19 protein-coding genes are annotated in these 16544 nt (G+C 69.7%); 3 read left to right on the top strand and 16 right to left on the bottom strand.

The window, feature by feature from the left end:
* Positions 1-44: 44 nt before the first annotated feature.
* Positions 45-1349, bottom strand: coding sequence for a surface lipoprotein assembly modifier (locus GGQ59_RS03175; protein WP_183815738.1), 1305 nt, complete (start codon positions 1347-1349; stop codon positions 45-47).
* A 51-nt stretch (positions 1350-1400) separates the two neighbouring features.
* A complete protein-coding gene (gene grpE, locus GGQ59_RS03170) occupies positions 1401-2060 on the bottom strand; it encodes a nucleotide exchange factor GrpE (RefSeq protein WP_183815737.1) in 660 nt (219 codons plus the stop codon).
* Positions 2061-2232: 172 nt separating this feature from the next.
* On the opposite strand from grpE, the gene cutA reads away from it, so the two are divergent.
* Positions 2233-2454 (top strand): divalent-cation tolerance protein CutA, encoded by a 222-nt coding sequence (cutA, locus tag GGQ59_RS03165; RefSeq protein ID WP_343074235.1) that lies wholly within the window; start codon positions 2233-2235, stop codon positions 2452-2454.
* On the opposite strand, the gene hrcA is transcribed toward cutA, so the two are convergent.
* From hrcA to rbfA, 8 genes are all read right to left on the bottom strand, one after another.
* Positions 2435-3463, bottom strand: a complete 1029-nt coding sequence (gene hrcA / locus GGQ59_RS03160) for a heat-inducible transcriptional repressor HrcA (protein ID WP_183815736.1) — start codon at positions 3461-3463, stop codon at positions 2435-2437. The genes cutA and hrcA overlap by 20 nt on opposite strands.
* A gap of 54 nt (positions 3464-3517) precedes the next feature.
* Positions 3518-4042: a hypothetical protein gene (locus GGQ59_RS03155; protein ID WP_183815735.1), complete on the bottom strand. Its 525-nt coding sequence runs from the start codon at positions 4040-4042 to the stop codon at positions 3518-3520.
* Complete coding sequence (locus GGQ59_RS03150; protein WP_183815734.1) at positions 4039-4500, bottom strand: DUF305 domain-containing protein; 462 nt, start codon at positions 4498-4500, stop codon at positions 4039-4041. The genes GGQ59_RS03155 and GGQ59_RS03150 overlap by 4 nt, the downstream gene beginning before the upstream one ends.
* Before the next feature lie 18 nt (positions 4501-4518).
* On the bottom strand, positions 4519-5076 hold the full coding sequence (locus tag GGQ59_RS03145) for a c-type cytochrome (protein ID WP_183815732.1): 558 nt from the start codon (positions 5074-5076) through the stop codon (positions 4519-4521).
* 100 nt (positions 5077-5176) lie between these two features.
* Positions 5177-6658, bottom strand: coding sequence for an aldehyde dehydrogenase family protein (locus GGQ59_RS03140; protein WP_183815730.1), 1482 nt, complete (start codon positions 6656-6658; stop codon positions 5177-5179).
* Positions 6659-6727: 69 nt separating this feature from the next.
* Positions 6728-7690, bottom strand: coding sequence for a tRNA pseudouridine(55) synthase TruB (gene truB / locus GGQ59_RS03135; RefSeq protein WP_183815728.1), 963 nt, complete (start codon positions 7688-7690; stop codon positions 6728-6730).
* 63 nt (positions 7691-7753) lie between these two features.
* Positions 7754-8068: a hypothetical protein gene (locus GGQ59_RS03130; protein WP_183815727.1), complete on the bottom strand. Its 315-nt coding sequence runs from the start codon at positions 8066-8068 to the stop codon at positions 7754-7756.
* Positions 8069-8170: 102 nt separating this feature from the next.
* Entirely contained in the window at positions 8171-8545 is a 375-nt protein-coding gene (rbfA, locus tag GGQ59_RS03125; protein WP_183815726.1) for a 30S ribosome-binding factor RbfA, read from the bottom strand.
* Between the two features lie 85 nt (positions 8546-8630).
* Between rbfA and GGQ59_RS03120 the strand changes: the two genes are divergently transcribed.
* Positions 8631-9359, top strand: a complete 729-nt coding sequence (locus GGQ59_RS03120; RefSeq protein WP_183815725.1) for a transporter — start codon at positions 8631-8633, stop codon at positions 9357-9359.
* Here GGQ59_RS03120 and GGQ59_RS03115 read toward each other — a convergent pair.
* From GGQ59_RS03115 to cysG, 5 genes are all read right to left on the bottom strand, one after another.
* Positions 9356-10072, bottom strand: coding sequence for a phosphoadenylyl-sulfate reductase (locus GGQ59_RS03115; RefSeq protein ID WP_343074234.1), 717 nt, complete (start codon positions 10070-10072; stop codon positions 9356-9358). The two genes, GGQ59_RS03120 and GGQ59_RS03115, sit on opposite strands and share 4 nt — an antisense overlap.
* On the bottom strand, positions 10069-10473 hold the full coding sequence (locus GGQ59_RS03110; RefSeq protein ID WP_183815724.1) for a DUF934 domain-containing protein: 405 nt from the start codon (positions 10471-10473) through the stop codon (positions 10069-10071). The genes GGQ59_RS03115 and GGQ59_RS03110 overlap by 4 nt, the downstream gene beginning before the upstream one ends.
* Positions 10460-12121, bottom strand: coding sequence for a nitrite/sulfite reductase (locus GGQ59_RS03105; RefSeq protein ID WP_183815723.1), 1662 nt, complete (start codon positions 12119-12121; stop codon positions 10460-10462). The genes GGQ59_RS03110 and GGQ59_RS03105 overlap by 14 nt, the downstream gene beginning before the upstream one ends.
* A gap of 328 nt (positions 12122-12449) precedes the next feature.
* Positions 12450-12830, bottom strand: a complete 381-nt coding sequence (locus tag GGQ59_RS03100; protein WP_183815722.1) for a DUF2849 domain-containing protein — start codon at positions 12828-12830, stop codon at positions 12450-12452.
* Positions 12827-14287, bottom strand: a complete 1461-nt coding sequence (gene cysG / locus GGQ59_RS03095; RefSeq protein WP_183815721.1) for a siroheme synthase CysG — start codon at positions 14285-14287, stop codon at positions 12827-12829. The genes GGQ59_RS03100 and cysG overlap by 4 nt, the downstream gene beginning before the upstream one ends.
* A gap of 120 nt (positions 14288-14407) precedes the next feature.
* On the opposite strand from cysG, the gene gcvA reads away from it, so the two are divergent.
* Positions 14408-15316, top strand: a complete 909-nt coding sequence (gene gcvA / locus GGQ59_RS03090) for a transcriptional regulator GcvA (RefSeq protein ID WP_183815720.1) — start codon at positions 14408-14410, stop codon at positions 15314-15316.
* Here gcvA and GGQ59_RS03085 read toward each other — a convergent pair.
* A complete protein-coding gene (locus GGQ59_RS03085) occupies positions 15291-16523 on the bottom strand; it encodes a PQQ-dependent sugar dehydrogenase (RefSeq protein WP_183815718.1) in 1233 nt (410 codons plus the stop codon). The two genes, gcvA and GGQ59_RS03085, sit on opposite strands and share 26 nt — an antisense overlap.
* Between the last annotated feature and the right edge of the window lie 21 nt (positions 16524-16544).

The raw sequence follows: 16544 nt of genomic DNA, 5'->3' as shown, positions 1-16544 counted from the left end.
TAGCCGGCATCTCAGAAAGCGCGGGTCAGCCCCAGGCTGACTTCTCAAAAGGCGCGGGTCAGCCCCAGGCTGACCCGGTGACGCTCGTAGTCGTAGAGGCCGAGCGTCGAGTCGTTCCGCACATAGGTGTAGCTGAGCTGCGGCGCGAAGCCGTGCAGCTGAAAGTCCCGCTTCGCCGCCGCGAGCGTGCCTGAGACCGTCAGGTCCTCTCGCCGCTGGCCGAAGAAGGCCGCCGCCTCGTCATAGGTTCGAAAGACGAGGCCCGGCGCCGCGGTCAGCGTCACGCCGCCCGCGACCTCCCGCGTCGCCGACAAGGCGCCGCCGACGCGCCAGTAGGACTGCGCCGGGTCGCGCGCGTCGTGCCGGGCGCCCGCGGCCTGCACGCCGAGCAAGGTCGCCGTACCCGCCGCGCGCTGGAGGGAGAAGGCGGCGTCGTAGGTCATGCCGTCATAGGCGTCTCTCACGAAGTCCGTGTCGGTGACGCCGAACTCCACCCCGCCCTGGGTGCGGGCGTCGAGCGCGGCGGTCAGCCGGACCCTGCCTCCGAAGCCCTCGGCATAGGGCTCTCCTCCGAAGCGCTGCGCTTCGGCCGTGCCGAGAAGGCTCGCGCGGAGGCGCCCGCCTTGCCAGCGCAGGCCCGCCTCGCCGCCATAGGTCAGGTAGTCGAAATCGATGTTGGACTGGTCGGTCAGCGCGACGTCGGCCCGGGCCTCGCCCCGCAGCCGCGATGTGATCTTCGGGAGCGCCATGGCGGTCAGGCGGGTCGAGAGCCCGAGGCCCGAGCGCGCCAGCGCACCGTCGTCCTGCAACGTCTGCTCGATGCCGCCGATCACCTGCGTCGCCTCGCTCGTCGCCGTGTTGACGTTGCTGTCGGGCAGCAGCGCCGCCGCGAAGCGCAAGGAGAAGACGCGGCGTGCCTCGATCGCCGCGAGGAGCCGGCGGGCCTGCTCGCTGTCTTCGCCCGACAGCTGAGGCCGCGCGAGGCGAAGATGGTGCGCGGCGCGGCGGTCTTGGCGCAGCTCGAACAAGGAGCGGGCCATGCGCAGGCGCAGGGTCGCGAGGCTCGGATCGTGGTCGAGCACGTTGCCGAGGATGAAGACCGCCCGCTCGTGCTCGCCGCGCGCGGCGGCGATCTCGGCCGCGAGCGCATCGAGGCGGATCATGTCGAGGGCGGCGGGGTCGCCCTCGGCGAGGCGTCGAAGGATCTCGTCCGCCTGATCGAGACGCCCCCGCGCGACGAGGTCGGCGGCGACGTCGAGGGCCCTGTCTCCGCTGATCGTCACCTCGGCGGGCTGCGCGAGGGCGCCCGTCGCCGCCAAGGCCAGGACCGGAAGGAGGACGCGCAGCATGGCGCCCGGCTTCCGGCCAACGTGGTTAAGGACGCGTTAGGGGATGGGGCCTCAGCCCTCCTGCGGTTGCGCCTCCGCGCCCGTGGACACCGTCACCATCGCGGCGCGCAGGACGCGGTCGCCGATGACGAAGCCCGGCGCCGCGACGTCCGCGACGTGGTCCTTGGGCAGACCGCCGCCGGGCACCTGCGCGATCGCCTGGTGCAGGTTCGGATCGAAGCGCTCGCCCTTGGGCGCGATCCGCGTCACGCCGTTGCGCTCGAAGACCGCGATCAGCTCGCGCTCGGTCATGCGCATCCCGTTCACCAAGGCTTCTAGGCCTTCCTTCGTCATGGAGGACGGATCCTCCGGCGCCAGCTCGATCGCCTTCGCCATGTTGTCGGCGACGGAGAGGAGGTCGCGGGCGAAGCCGGAGATGCCGTAGCGGGCGGCCTCGCCGCGCTCGCGCTCGGCCCGGCGGCGCGTGTTCTCGAGCTCCGCGGCGAGGCGGAGCGCCTTGTCGTTGGCGGCTTCGAGCTCGGCCTGCATCTCCGCGATGCGCTCCTCGGCGAGCTTCTTGATCTGATGGCCGTCGAGCGCCTCGTCGCGCAGATGTTCGGGGATCGGCTCGAACTCAGGCGTGGCTTGCACCTCTGCCGTCTCTTCGGCTGAGGTCTCGGGGGCGTCGTTCTTCGGTGCGTCGTCCTGGGGCGCGGCGTTCGTCTCGCTCATGAAGCGGGCAACCTTGGGCTGAGGAATTGTCGGAGGCGCGCATGTACGGACGGAACGAAGCAGGTTCAAGCGATGCCCTCGCCATCGTGCAGACGACCGTGAGCGGAGAGGACGACGCGACCCGCCTCGTGGACGCGCTGATCGAGCACGCCTCGCCGCCTGCGTCCAGATCGTGCGGATCGAGAGCCGGTACCGGTGGGCGGGCAAGGTAGAGACCTCGTCCGAATGGCGTCTCGATGCGAAGACCACCGCAGTGCTCGCCCGCCGGCTCGCGGACCGGATCGGGACGCTGCATCCTTACGAGACCCCCGAGGTGCTGATCCTGCCCGTGTCGGGCGCTTCGCCCGGCTATGCGGGCTGGGTCGCCGCCGAGGTCAGCGGATCAAGCGCGTGACGATCTCGGCGGTGTAGTCGACGAGCGGCACGACCCGCGCGTAGTTGAGCCTGGTCGGCCCGACGACGCCGACGACGCCGACGATGTTGCGCTCGGCGTCTCTGTAGGGCGCCGCGACGACCGCGCTGCCCGACAGGCTGAAGAGCCGGTTCTCCGAGCCGATGAAGACGCGCACCCCTTCGCCGTCCTTCGCGGCCTCGAGAAGGTCGATCAGCCCCTGCTTGCGCTCGATCTCCTCGAAGAGCTGCTGGATGCGCTCGAGGTCCGCGCCCGCCCCTTCGAGGAGGTTCGCCTGCCCTCGCACGATCAGCTGCGGTCCGCCCGAACCCGGCCCCACCTCCGCGACGCCGCGGCGCACGAGGTCGGCGGAGAGGTCGTCGAGCTGGCCCCGCTGCGCGTCGAGCTGTTCGAGCACCTCTCGTCTCGCCTGCGAAATCGTTCTTCCGGCGACTTGCGCATTGAGGAAGTTGGAGGCGCGCTCGAGGCTCGCCGCGGGCAGGCCCGCCGGCAGCGCGATCAGGCGGTTCTCGACGTCGCCGCGGTCATCGACGAGGACCGCCAGTGCGCGTTCGGGGTCGAGCCGCACGAACTCGACGTGGCGCAGCGGGCGGTCGGACTTGGACGTGACGATCAGGCTCGCCGTCCGCGTGAGGCCCGACAGCGCCCCCGCCGCGCGCGACAGGAGGTCGGCCGCCCCTTCCGCCCCCGCGTCGGCTTCGAGCGCCCGGCGCTCCGCCTCGGAGGGCTCTCCTATCTCCATGATCCCGTCGATAAAGAGCCTGAGGCCCCGCTCGGTCGGGATGCGGCCCGCCGAGGCGTGCGGCGCGCTGAGGATGCCGAGCTCGGTCAGGTCGGCCATGACGTTCCGAATCGTCGCCGGGCTGACGTCGACGCCCGGCCCGCGCGAGAGGGTGCGCGAGCCCACGGGCTCGCCGGTCTCGAGGTAGGTCTCGACGAGGCGCCGGAAGAGGTCGCGGCTGCGCACGTCCATCTCTGTGAGGAGCGACATGCGCAGAAGGTAGCGAGCGTCGCGGGCGCCCGCCAGCGCCCCGCCGCGCAACGTTCAGGCCGGGCAGCGCCACCAGCCCCGGTAGCCGACGGTCAGCCCCTCTTCGAGCCGGAAGACCATGTCCGCCGGACGCCGCCGAACCCCGTCGCGGACGCGTCCTTCCTTCTGCGGGTCCGGAGAGACCTCGAGGCTGACATCGCCCGAGGCGAAGCGCGTCCCCCCGCGCAGCGCGTCGAAGTCCTGCACGGCGCCTTCCAGCGCGACGAGACGGCCGTGAATCTTGACGACGCCGCGGGCAGGCCCGCCGCCTGCCGGCAGCGCGCCCGCAAGCACGGGCGGGCTGGCCGCGGTGTAGACGAAGCTGCATCGCGGCCCTTCGGGGAGGACCTTCTCGATCTCCGCCTCGTTCATCGTGCCGGGGTCGATGGTAGGGATGTCGGCCGTCATCACCGCGTCGCGCGCCGGGACCACCTCCGGCACGGGTTCGGATGCCATCGGTGCGTCCATCCCCTCGCCCGGCGCGGGCCCGCCGCATGCGGCGAGAAGGAATGCGGCGAGCGGTGCGAGTTCGCGTCTCATCGCTCGTCCGCCTCCTCAAGCTCGTCGATCAGGTACTTCATCTCGGCGATCTCGCGCCGCTGCGCGGCGATGATCTCGTCCGCCAGCTTGCGAACCCGCGGGTCGGAGATCTGCGCGCGTTCCGAGGTCATGATCGCGATCGAGTGGTGCGGGATCATCGCCTTCATGTACTCCGCGTCCGTCACCGTCGCCTGGCTCCGCACCAGCCAGAGCGAGAGCGCGAAGACGAGGACGCTGCCGGCGAGGATCGCGACGTTGGCGACCTTGTTCTTGTACATGTTCAGCATCCAGCCGAGCATGATGACCGCCATGGTGGCACCCATCAGGAGCGCCATCCACGTCCGCGTCTCGCTCCAGAGCACGTGCTCGAGGGCGTAGGTGTTGAGGTACATCAGGATGAACATCACGACCGTCGAGGTCGCGATCATTCCGAAGAACCGCCAGTAGGACATCTGCATAGCTCGCCCCTCTCTCCTTTAGTGTCCGTGGCCAGCGCCGCCCTGCTCTGCGGGTTCGCCATAGGCTTTGTACTGCTCGGTAGTCATGCCCGGCAGGGCACGGACGAAGGCCGTAATCTCCCAAAGAGCCTCGTCTTCATGGGTCGGCCCAAAGGCCGGCATACCGGACATCTTTATGCCGTGGTTCAGGATCCAGAAGATCTCTTCAGGGGCCCACTCGTTGCCGTGCTCGGTGAGATGGGGCGGCTGCGGCAGCATGCCTTCGGCCCACTCGGCGCGCTCGATGCCGGGCCCGGCATGGCAATGCGCACACATCGCCTTGTACCGCCGTGCGCCCGAGGCGATCTGCGCTTCGGAGAAGGAAACCGGCGCCTCGATCCCATCCGCCCGGCGCTGGATCGAATTCTCCATGGTCGTACCGAGCGCCCAACGCCCGAAGGCGGTATGATCGCGCGTCGCGGCGACGTTGTAAGCACCGGTGTAGGCGACGATTAGTCCAGCGGCGAAGACCACGAGCAAGGTGCCGACGACGCCGATCACGATGCCGGTGCCCGTTCTCTTCTTTCCTTCCGCCACGAGAACCTCCTGTAAGCGAACCTTTCTTGCTCTGCTTTAAAACACAGCGAGGGCCGGATGGTTGCATCCGGCCCTCCGTTTCATGCTTGCTTTATACGGATCAGTCCGCCGCGAAGGGATAGTCGCGCGGCGTGCGCTGAACGGTGATCCAATGATCGGTCGTGAAGGCTTCGACGGCCCAGCGGCCGTTGAACCGGCCGAGACCTGAGTTCTTCTCGCCGCCGAACGGCCCGAACGGACTGTCGTTGACGGGCTGGTCGTTCACGTGGGTCATGCCAGCCTCGATCCGGCGCGCGAACCGCACCCCCCGGTCGACATCTTTCGTGAAGACGGCGCTCGACAGGCCGTAGTCGGTCGCGTTGGCGAGGCGCAGCGCATCCTCCTCGTCACTCGCCCGCTGGATGGGCGCGACGGGGCCGAAGATCTCGTTGGTGACGAGGCAGCTGTCCTCCGCAACGTCCGCGAAGACGTGGGGCGGCAGGACGAGGCCCTCGGGCTCGCCGCCGAGGAGGCAGGTCGCGCCTTCCGACTTCGCCTTTTCGATCAGCTTACGGATCGACTTCATCTGGCTGTCGTTGATGATCGGACCGATGAAGGTGGCGGGGTCGTCAGGATCGCCGCGCTTCAGCGACTTCGCCCCCGCGACGAAGCGGTCCACGAACTCGTCGTACACGGCGTCGTGCACGACGATCCGGTTCGCGATCATGCAGATCTGCCCCTGGTGCATGAACTTGCCCCAGAGCGAGGCTCTGACCGCGAGGTCGATGTCGGCGTCGTCGAGGACCACGATCGGCCCGTTGCCGCCGAGTTCCAGCTCGAGCTGCTTGATCACCTTCGCGTCGAGGGCGGACTTCCCGACGCCGCGGCCCACAGGCGTCGAGCCAGTGAAGGACACGACCCTCGGAATCTCGTGACCGATCAGCGCGTCGCCGACCTCCGAGCCCGGCCCCGGCAGCACGCTGACGAGGCCTTCCGGAATGCCGGCTTCCTCCAGCATCGCGGCGAAGAGCGTGCCGCCCGTCACCGGCGTGTCGGAGGCGGGCTTGAGGACGACGCCGTTGCCGACGGCGAGCGCAGGCCCGAGCGTCCGCGCGGTCAGCTGCATGGGGAAGTTCCAGGGGCTGATCAGCGCGACCACGCCGACGGGCTTCCTGTAGCAGCGCGACTCCTTGCCCTCGATGTCCTCGGGCAGGATGCGGCCCTCGACCATGTAGGGAAGGATCGCCGCCTCGCGGAAGACGCCGGTGATGAGCTTCACCTCGAGCGCGGCCTTGACCTTGGTGCCGCCCGACTCCCGGACGATCCAGTCCATGAGTTCGTCCGAGCGCGACTCGATGATCTCCACCATCTTCGCCATGCTCGCGGCCCGGGCGGCGGGGGGCAACGCCGCCCACTCCGCCTGCGCGGCCTTGGAAGCGCGGAGCGCCTCGTCCACGTCGTCCCTCGTCGCGGTGCCGTAGGAGAAGAGCGTCTCGCCGGTCCAGGGGTTCTTGTTGTCTGTGGGCTCGCCGGAACCCTGCCGCCACTTACCGGCGATCCAGAGTTGGTCGAGCTTTTCGTACGGGGTGGGAGCGTCGGCCATGACGGCGCCTTTCCTTCGATGTTCGAAGTAGGAACGGGCGCGGCGCGCGTGGGTTCCGGAGACGGCCGGTCAGCCGTCTTCGGCGAACACCTTCAGGGGGCGCAGCTTCAGACCTTCGAGACGGCAGATCGCCACGGCCACGCCGTCCTCGGTCGCGAGCACGGGCTCGACGTCGCCGATCGCCTCGCCCCTGACGGCCTTGGCCTCGTAAGGGGGCAGGAGGGCGTCCTGGCCGCGGCGAAGCCGGTGGGCCTGCGTGCCGTCCACGGGCGCCTGGGGGTGTTCCCTCAGTCCCTCGCCCGTTCCTAAGAGGACGGCGTCGATGCGGGCGAAGTCCCGCTCCTCGGGCGAAAGGCGGACCGTCGCGGCGTGGCCCGTCGCCTCCTCCAGGGTGACCATGTCGTCTTCGCCGAACGGGCCGACGCGGGTGCGGCGCAGCTGCGTGACGTGGGCGCGGGTGCCGAGCGCCTCGGCGAGGTCGCGAACGAGGGCCCGGACGTACGCGCCCTTGCCGGTGACCGCCTCGAGGACGGCGCTCTCGGCGTCCGCCTCGACGAGCCTCAGCGAATGGATGGTGATCGGGCGGGCGGCGAGCTCGACCGCCTCGCCGCCGCGGGCGAGGTCGTAGGCCCGTTCGCCCGCCACCTTGACGGCGGAGAAGGCGGGCGGACGCTGCTGGATCAGGCCGGTGAAGCGCGCCAGGGCGGCTTCGATATCCGTCCGGGCCGGCCGGACCTCCGACGTCGCGATGACCTCGCCCTCCGTGTCGTCCGTACTCGTGGCCTCACCCCACTTCGCGGTGAAGCGGTAGGTCTTGAGACCGTCCTGGACGAAGGGCACCGTCTTCGTGGCCTCGCCGAAGGCGATGGGCAGGAGGCCGGTCGCGAGGGGGTCGAGCGTGCCGGCATGGCCGGCCTTCTGCGCACCGGCGTACCAGCGCAGACGGCTCACCGCCTCGGTCGAGCCGAGGTCGTAGGGTTTGTCGAGGATGAGCCAGCCGGACAGCTTCCGGCCCTTCTTGCGCCGTGCCAAGCCGACCTCCGAACGTTGTGGGCGGCGCGGTTAAGCGGGCCCGCACCTCGGGGTCAACGCCGTTCAGGCCGCGTCGTCCAACGGATAGCCGTAGCTCGACAGGAGGGAGGGGAGCGCAGGGGCGGCCTCGCGCCGGTCGATCGAGGCGAGGACCGAGCGGTTGAACATGGGCGGAAGCTCGAACCAGTCGCCACCGTCCTTCCAGCGGATCAGGATGGCAGGCTGAGCGCCGTCGCGCACGGCGACCTCGAAATCCTCGCGCTCGAACCCCGGAAACAGCCGGATCGCGTCCAGCGGGGCGTCGGCGACCGGATGAGGCGCGTCATGTGCGGGAGGCGGGGGCGCGATGCGCTGCCGCCTCTGCCAGATGAAGCTCATCGCGTGGTCTCCACCGTTTCCTTACAGGGGAGATATTCTCTCAAACCGGAAAGGCGAGGTCAAAGGAATTGTTAACGAACCGTGAGCTCGTGACGATGCGCCTCAGGATCGACCCGAGAGAAGGTCGTCGATCCGCTGCGCCTCGTCGAAGCTGCGATCGGCCCGGAAGACGAGCTGCGGCGTGAACTTCATGTCGATCTTGCGACCCAGGACGCCGCGGATCTTGGACGCGGACCGGTTGAGCGCGGCGATGGCGTCGCCCGTCCCCTCACCGCCGAGCGCGGTCGCGAAGACCGTCGCGTTGCGCAGGTCCGGGCTCGCCTTGACCTCCGAGAAGGTCACGTTGAGCCCGCGCAGCCCCTCGTCATGCACCTCGTCGCGCTGGAACATCTCGGCGAGGGCATGCCGGATCAGCTCGCCGGCGCGGAGCTGGCGCTGAGAAGGGCCACGGGCGGAGGAATCGAAGTGTTTGGCCATAGACGAGATAGGTAGAGAGCCGGCCCGGCCTCAGCAACCGGCGTGCCGCCTTCCCTCGGCTTAGAGAACCGGCCATGCAGGCGGGATGACGCGTCTCGTCCTCCTCGTGCTCGCCGCCGCCCTCGCGGCGCTGGGCCCCGCGGCGGGGCAGGACCCGTTGTCCGCCGACCGTCCGGGCTTCGCGACCGGCACGGATACGGTCGGCGCGGGCACGGTGCAGATCGAGGCCGGCCTCGAGTGGGCCCCGTCCGACGACGTCGCCGCCCTCCCCCTCGCCCTTCTCCGCTACGGCGCGGGGGAAGGAACGGAGGTCCGGGTGAGCTGGACCGGGGTGACGACGGGCGACGGCGGAACGGCGCTGGAGGGCGGCACGATCGAGGTGAAGCAGGCGCTGAGCGAGGGCGACGGCCTGCGCCCCGCGCTCTCCCTCCTCGGCGTCGTCGCGATCGGAGCGGAGGACGGCGCGGCGCGTCCGCTCGACCCGTCTGTCGGCCTTCTGTGGTCTTCGGATCTGACGGACACGCTCAACCTATCGGGCACGGTGACGGTCGGCTCGGTCACGGTCGGGGACGAGCGCCGGACCGAATGGACGAACGCGGTCGGCCTCGGCTTCGCGTTGAGCCGGAGGGCCGGTCTCTTCGTCGAGCACTACGTCAGCGTGCTGGAGGGGACGGAGGACGACACCCACTACGTCGATGGCGGCGTCACCTACCTCCTGTCCGACGACCTGCAGCTCGACCTGACGGGCGGGGTCAGCGTCGGGGCGGCGGACGCCGGCGCCTTCGTCGGCGGGGGCGTCGCCTACCGGTTCTAGACCCGGCCGTGGATGCCGCACTCGGTCTTCGCCTGACCGCGCCAGCGGCCCGCGCGCACGTCGTCGCCCTCGGCCACCGGGTGGGTGCAAGGCCAGCAGCCGATCGACGGGAAGCCCTGCGCCACCAAGGGGTGAGGCGGGATCTCGTGCTCGGCGTAGTAGGCGTCGATGTCCTCGCGCGACCACCGCACGAGCGGGTTCACCTTGTAGTGCTCGCCCGTGTGCTCGAAGGCGGGCAGGTTCACCCGGGCGCCGCCGTGGAACTGCTTCCGCCCCGTGATCCAGGCGTCGTAGCCCGAGAGCGCCGTCTCGAGGGGGTGCACCTTGCGGATGGTGCAGCAAAGGTCCGTGTCCCGCTTCCAAAGCGTGCCGTCGGGGTCGTTCGCCGCCAGTTCATCCTTATCCGGCTTGATGTCCTGCACGTTGGTCAGGCCGAGGGTCTTGGCGAGCTTCCGCCGGTAGCTGAGCGTCTGGGCGAAGTGCTTCTGGGTCTCGAGGAAGATGACGGGGATGTCCGGCTTCACCTGCGCGGCCAGGCGCAGGAGGACCGCCGACTCCGCCCCGAAGGAGGAGACGAGGGCGAGCCCGTCGCCGAACTCCGCCGCGGCCGCGCGCAGGATGTCCTCCGCGCTCGCGCCCTCATGCTCGGCGGCGAGACGTGCGGCGTGGGCCTTGGGCCCGTCCGCCTTCAAGTCGACGACGGACGCCGTCACGCAGAACCGCCATGGCGCAGGGCCCAGGCGGCCTCGCCCGTCACCGCGCGCTGATAGTGGTAGGGATAGGCGTGCAGGCTTTCGAGCCAGCCGTCCTCGGCGCCGTCCTCGATCTCGAAGGCGGTGACGCCGCAGCGCGCCGCGTGCCAGGCCTGGTCGCGGAAGATCGCGCCGCCCGCGCGGATCTGCCCTTCGAAGCCGTAGCGCTGGCGTAGGAGCCGCGCCTGGGTGAACGCCTGGCCGAGCTTGAACTGCGGCCAGTCGAGGCGGACGACGGAAATGCCGGTCAGGTCGGGCGGGCTCTCGAGGAGATCCTGCCCGTTGTCCACGCGCAGGAGGCCCGGGCCGTCATCGAGGTCGGACAGCGTCCACTCGCGGTCTTTGAGCTCAAGCAGTTTCATAGAGCGCCTCCTTGAACGGCTCCGCGCCCAGACGCTTGTAGGCGTCGATGAAGCGCTCCTCCGGCCCCGTGCGGAGGGACAGATAGGTATCCACGAGCTTCTCGACAGCATCGACGACCTGATCGGTCGCGAGCCCCCGCCCGACGATCTCGCCGATCGCGGCCTCGGCGTCCGCCCGGCCACCGAGCGTGACCTGATAGAACTCCTCGCCCTTCTTATCGACGCCAAGGATCCCGATGTGGCCGACATGGTGGTGGCCGCAGGCGTTGATGCAGCCGGAGATCTTGATCTTCAGCTCGCCGACCTCCGCCTGGCGCACGGGGTCCGAGAACCGCTTCTGGATACGGTTCGCGACCGGGATCGAACGCGTGTTGGCGAGGTTGCAGTAGTCGAGGCCCGGGCAGGCGATGATGTCCGAGACGAGCCCGGCATTGGCGCTGCCAAGGCCCGTCTCGCTGAGCGCGGCGTAGAGCGCGGGAAGGTCCGCCTGCCTCACATGGGGCAGGACCATGTTCTGCTCGTGCGTCGTGCGGACGTCGGAGAAGGAGTAGCGGTCCGCAAGGTCCGCCAGCGCGTCCATCTGGTCCGCGGTGATGTCCCCGGGCGCCTCGCCCTCCGGTTTGAGCGACACGGTGACGATGGCGTAGCCCGGCCGCTTGTGCGCGGAGACGTTGCGCGAGAGCCAGCGGGCGTAGCCCGCATCGTCCGGGTCCGCGCGGAAGTCCGTGTCGTCCAGCGCAGCGAAGTCCGGCTCGCGGAAGAAGCCCGCGATCCGAGCACGTTCCGCCTCGGGCAGGTCGACACTGCCCGACGGGCCGAGCTTCCTGATCTCTTCCCACTCCTGCTCGACCGCGTGGGTGAAGGCCTCCTCGCCCATCTCGTTGACGAGGATCTTGATGCGAGCCTTGAAAAGGTTGTCGCGCCGTCCGTGCACGTTGTAGACGCGCAGGATCGCCTCGAGGTAGCTCAGGAGCTGATCCCTCGGCAGGAAGTCGCGCACGACGTGCCCAATGTAGGGCGTGCGGCCGAGGCCGCCGCCGACGAGGATGCGGAAACCGGGCTCGCCGGCATCGTTCGTGCGCAGCTGGATGCCGATGTCGTGGACTTGGATCGCGGCGCGGTCCTCGTCCGACGCCGTGACCGCGATCTTGAACTTGCGCGGCAGGAAGGCGAACTCGGGGTGGAAGGTCGACCACTGACGGATGACCTCGCACCAGATCCGCGGGTCCTCCACCTCGCCCGCGGCAGCGCCGGCGAAGGGGTCGGAGGTCACGTTGCGGATGCAGTTGCCCGAGGTCTGGATCGCGTGCATCTCCGCATCGCAGAGCCGCTGCAGGATGTCGGGCACGTTGACGAGCGCGGGCCAGTTGAACTGCATGTTCTGCCGCGTCGAGACGTGGCCGTAGCCCTTGTCGTAATCGCGCGCGATCGAGGCAAGGACGCGCAGCTGATCGGCACTGAGCGTTCCGTACGGAATGGCGACGCGCAGCATGTAGGCGTGAAGCTGCAGGTAGAGGCCGTTCTGAAGCCGAAGCGGCTTGAACTGGTCCTCGGTCAGCTCGCCCGTGAGGCGCCGCGCGACCTGCCCGCGGAACTCGTCGACGCGGGCTTGCACGATGGCTTTGTCGATGTCGTCGTATTGGTACATGGCTACTTCCGCTCGCCTTCGATCGCTCGCAGCGCCCGATCCAGTTGTTCGAATGAAGATATGTCTTGAAGGTGGGTCGCTCGCTCAGCCTCGGCGCACCCTCGGCTTGCGAACGGCATGACCTCCTCAAGGGGTCGCGACGTCCCCGAGAACTGAATTCGAAGCTTATCGTTGTCGGACCGCCGAAATTTACCTGTCGCCCCATCGCTGCCAATGATGAGGTGAGGTTCGTCGGCAAACCACGCTTCGTACGCGTTCGCTGCCGCCATCTCATCTAGATAGATGGTGACGTCGCCAGGCTCTGTCTCGCTTCCATCGTTCACAAGGATCATGCCGCACCCCGCTCGGCTTGCCGGCCGAACTGCGGGTGGATGGTCGGGCCTGCCTCGCGGATCTCCTCGCGAATCCGTCCGCGGCCGGAGGGGTGGATGCCCTCTTCGGTCTCTACGTCCATGAGGTAGGGGCCGACGCCGGTGCTCTCGTCCGCTTGCGCCGCCGCCAGCGCGCCGATCGCCTCTTCGCCTTCGAGCACCTGGGCTGCGGAGAGGTCCTCCGTCCACGCGCCGCCCTCGGCGCGGTAGATGACGACGCCGTCGGTCAGGCGGTTGGCGGTGATGACCTTCTCGCCGTCGAGGCGCGCCTTCTTGACGCCGCCGGCGGCGATCTTGGCGGGGCTCTGGGCGCGGGGGCCGGGGTTCTCGGCGCTCATGTGAATTCCTTGAGTCTGACGCCTTCGGCGACGGGCCGACCGCCAGGGACCGCGGTCTCGGCCCTCTCGGCGGCTGCGTCGCGCATGGCGAGGTCCAGGAGGCCAGGCCCGTCCGCACGGGCCGCGACCTCTCCGATGATGAGGACGGCGGGGCCGGTGATCCCGGCCAGGGCGACGTCGTCCGGCAGGGCGCGGAGCGTCGTCGGCACGATCTTCTGATCCGGCAGGGTCCCCTTCTCGACGACCGCGACGGGCGTGTCCCCGGAAAGTCCGCCTGCGCCTAAGTTCCGCGACACCTCGCCCGCCTTGGCGACGCCCATGTAGACGACGATGGTGTGCTTCAGCTGCGCCAGCGCCGACCAGTCGATGCCGGGCGCGCCCCCGTTCCCGCCCTGCGCGGTGACGAAGGTGACGGCCTGGCTGAGGCCCCTATGCGTGAGCGGCACCGACGCCGAAGCGCCGCAGCCCGCCGCCGCCGTGATGCCGGGCACGACCGTCGCGGAGAGACCGGCGGCGCGGAGCGCGTCGAGCTCCTCCCCGCCCCGGCCGAAGACGTAAGGATCGCCGCCCTTGAGGCGCACGACACGCTTTCCCTCCCGCGCAAGGCCGACCATCAGTGCGCCGATGTCTTCTTGCGGAAGCGAGTGGTCCGCCCGCCGCTTGCCGACATAGCGGCGCTCTGCGTCCCTGCGGATGAGGTCGAGCACGCCCTCGCCGACGAGGTTGTCGTAGAGGACGACGTCCGCCTCCTGCAGGAACCGAAGCGCCTTCAACGTCAGGAGCTCAGGGTCGCCCGGCCCGGCGCCGACGATGGCGACGTGGCCCTCGGGGCGGCCCGCCTTCGCCACGGCACGGTCGAAGCCCGCCTCGGCGCGGCCAAGGTCGCCGTCGAGAACGGCTTCCGCGACGGGCCCCGCGAGGACGCGTTCCCAGAAGCCGCGCCGCGCCTCGGGGGCGACCTCCTCCGCCACCCGGGACCGTTTCGATCCCGCGAAGGCGACGAGCTCGCCAAGGCGCGCGGGCAGCAGCGCCTCGATCCGCTCTCGCAGGCGGCGGCCGATCACCGGCGCCGCGCCGCCCGTCGAGATGCCGATCGTCACGTCGCCGCGCTCGACGATGGAGGGGACGACGAAGTCGCAAGACTGCGGCTGGTCCACCGCGTTCACCGGCACCCCCGCCGCCCGCGCGATCGCGGCGGCGCGGCCGTCCTGGCCCTCATCGCCAGTCGCAGCGATCAGAAGCGCAGGGCGGGGGCGAAGGACGCCGATCGGACGGGCTCGGTAAGCGCAGGCCTCGCCGAACTCGGCGCGAACCTCGGCGTCCTCGCCCGCCGACCAGAAGGTCACGCGCGCTCCGGCCTTAAGCACGAGCCGCGCCTTGCGCGCGGCGAGCGCGCCGCCGCCCGAGATCCAGACGTCGCGACCTTGAAGGTCGAAGAAGGCCGGGAAGAAGCGCATTAGTTTTCCTGAGCCGAATGCCGTGAGGACGCCAGATGGCGTCTTCTTCCTCTAGCGGCAAGCGATGCTTCCTGCCAGACAGGGTTAGGATTCCTAATCGTGATGCCGTAAGGCCCGCTCATGCGCCGCTTACCCCCCCTCAATGCCCTTCGCGCCTTCGAGGCCGCCGCCCGCCACCTGTCCTTCGCGCGGGCCGCCGACGAGCTGTCCGTGACGCCGGGCGCGGTGAGCCAGCAGATCAAGCTGCTCGAGGACACGGTGGGAACGCCGCTCTTCGTGCGCGATCCGCGCGGGCTGCAACTGACCGAGGCGGGGGCGGCGGCCTTGCCGTCTCTGCGCGACGGCTTCGACCGCTTGGCGGCGGGCACGCGCCTGATGACGGAAAGGGGCGGCCCGCGCCGGGTCGTCGTCTCGGCCGCGCCCTCCTTCGCGTCGAAATGGCTCGTCCCCCGCCTCGACGGGTTCCAGGCGGCCCATCCCGACATCGACGTCTACGTCCACGCGGACATGCAGCTCGTCGACTTCGCGAGCGGCGAGGCCGACCTCGCCATCCGTTTCGGGCGCGGCGAGTACGAAGACCTCGAGACGCAGCTTCTGATGGCCGAGCGGATCGTGCCGGTCTGCGCGCCCGCCCTCCTGCGCGGCGACCCGCCGCTGAAGGCGCCCTCAGACCTCGCCCATCACACCCTGCTGCACGATGACGGGCGGACGGAGGACGGGCCGTCCTGGGCGATGTGGCTGGCCGCAGCCGGCGCGCAGGAGGTGGAGGGCACGCGCGGCCCCCGCTTCAACCAGTCCTCCATGGCGATCGAGGCGGCGGTCGCGGGCAAAGGCGTGGCCCTCGCGAAGTACGCGCTCGCCGAGGCCGACCTCATCGCCGCGCGCCTCGTCATCCCCTTCGACCTTACGACCCCGACGGAGTTCTCCTACTGGATCGTCCACCCCGAGGCGAAGGCCGCCCTCCCGGAGGTCGCGGCCTTCAAGGGGTGGCTCCTGTCGCAGGTCAGCCCTGAACAGGGTCCAGCCTGAGGAGGCGGCCGCCCTCCCCGTCATCGTTGCCATTGTCCTCGAGCAGCCAGACGAGGCCGTCCGGTCCCTGCTCGACCTCGCGGATGCGGTTGTCCATCTGGAAGCGCTCCGACTCGCAGATCTCGCGCCCGTCGAGTTCGCAGTCGAAGGTCACGTGGACGAGGGCCTGGCTCGAGAGCCCGCCGATGAGCGCGGTGTTCTGCCATCCTTCGTACCGGTCGCCCGTGTAGATGATCAGGCTCGACGGCGAGATGACGGGGTTCCAGAACTCGTCCGGGGCCCGGAACTCAGGCCGCGTGTCGTGGTTCGGGATCGGGCGTCCGTCGTAGTGGTCGCCGTTCGAGACGATCGGGTAGCCGTAGTTCTCGCCTTCCTCGATTCTCTGGAACTCGTCCCCGCCCTTCGGCCCCATCTCGTGCTCCCACAGCGTGCCGTCGGGGCCGAAGGCGAGGCCGAGTATGTTGCGGTGGCCGTAGGACCAGATCTGGTCGGTCGGGCTGCCCTGGTCGGCGAAGGGGTTGCCTTCGGCGGCCGTGCCGTCGGGGTTGAGGCGCAGGATCGAACCCAGATTGTTCGACATGTCCTGAGCGGGGTCGAACTTCTGCCGCTCGCCGGAGCTGACGAACATGTACTGACCGTCCGGGCTGAAGACGATGCGGTGGCTGAAGTGGCCGCGGCCCTCGACCTTCTCGGACTGCCGCCAGACGACCTCGAAGTCCTTGAGCGACATCGAGTTCAGGTCGAGCTCGCCGCGCCCGACCGCGGCGCCGCGGGTGTCGTCCTCCCCCGCTTCGACGAAGCTCAGATAGACGACGTGATTGTTCTCGAAGTCGGGGTGCAGCGCCACGTCGCCGAGGCCGCCCTGCCCGCCATAATCGACCTCGGGCGTGCCGGTGACCGGACCGAGCTTCACGCCCTCCTGGGTGACGACCAGAAGCTCGCCGGTCTTCTGGGTCACGAGCATCCGGCCGTCCGGCAGGAAGGTCATGGCCCAGGGCTGGGCGAGGTTCGCGACCGGCGTCGCCTTGAACGGCTCGGCGATCGCGTTGTCGTCGCCGCCCTCGGGCCGCTCGCCGCTCGGAATCGTGGCGCCGGACTGGGCCGAGGATTGTTGCGGGTCCGAAGCGGCCGCGCGGGTCTGCGCGTCCGAGCCGCCGGAGCAGGCGAGGAGGGCGAAGACGGAGGCGGTCAGTAAGGTGGAGCGCATGGGCGGTTCCTCTCGAAGGCT

Source organism: Parvularcula dongshanensis (genome assembly GCF_014199615.1).
Classification (GTDB): Bacteria; Pseudomonadota; Alphaproteobacteria; order Caulobacterales; family Parvularculaceae; genus Parvularcula; species Parvularcula dongshanensis.
Note: the sequence above shows the minus strand (reverse complement) of the source record. Positions and strands in the feature narration are given on the sequence as shown.